The sequence below is a fragment of the Vibrio sp. 10N.222.55.C6 genome (assembly GCF_041473395.1).
Classification (GTDB): domain Bacteria; phylum Pseudomonadota; class Gammaproteobacteria; order Enterobacterales; family Vibrionaceae; genus Vibrio; species Vibrio crassostreae_C.
In genome coordinates this window covers 1-302 of record NZ_JBFRSD010000627.1, presented here as the reverse complement: position 1 = coordinate 302, position 302 = coordinate 1, and the positions used below count along the sequence as shown (strand labels likewise).

Genomic DNA, 302 nt, shown 5'->3' with positions numbered 1-302 from the left:
AGCTTGAGCTGCACACTCGGCTTGCCATGCTCTTAACATTGAGGAACCTTACTTTGGGCGACTTGCATCCAGTTGGTTAGTGCATTAATTCTGCCTAATAGCTTGGCTGAGCGTTCTCTTGCTGCATTAAATAGCGGCTGCATATCTTGCTTGTTGTTTGGGAAACGCGTTAACAACGATTGGTATTCCTCAATCTCGCCTAGAGTAATCGCCAGTTCGCCTTCATGCTGTTTCTTCTCTTGCTCTAATGCATTTAGAGAGTACTCCGAAGTTTGAACAGCTATTGAATCGACTTTAGTTTT

The 302-nt window shown here is 44.0% G+C and carries 1 pseudogene; it reads right to left on the bottom strand.

Annotation, left to right across the window (positions count from 1 at the left end):
* Positions 1 to 32 precede the first annotated feature (32 nt).
* Positions 33 to 302: pseudogene (locus AB4486_RS25385) on the bottom strand (hypothetical protein); the annotation flags it as partial.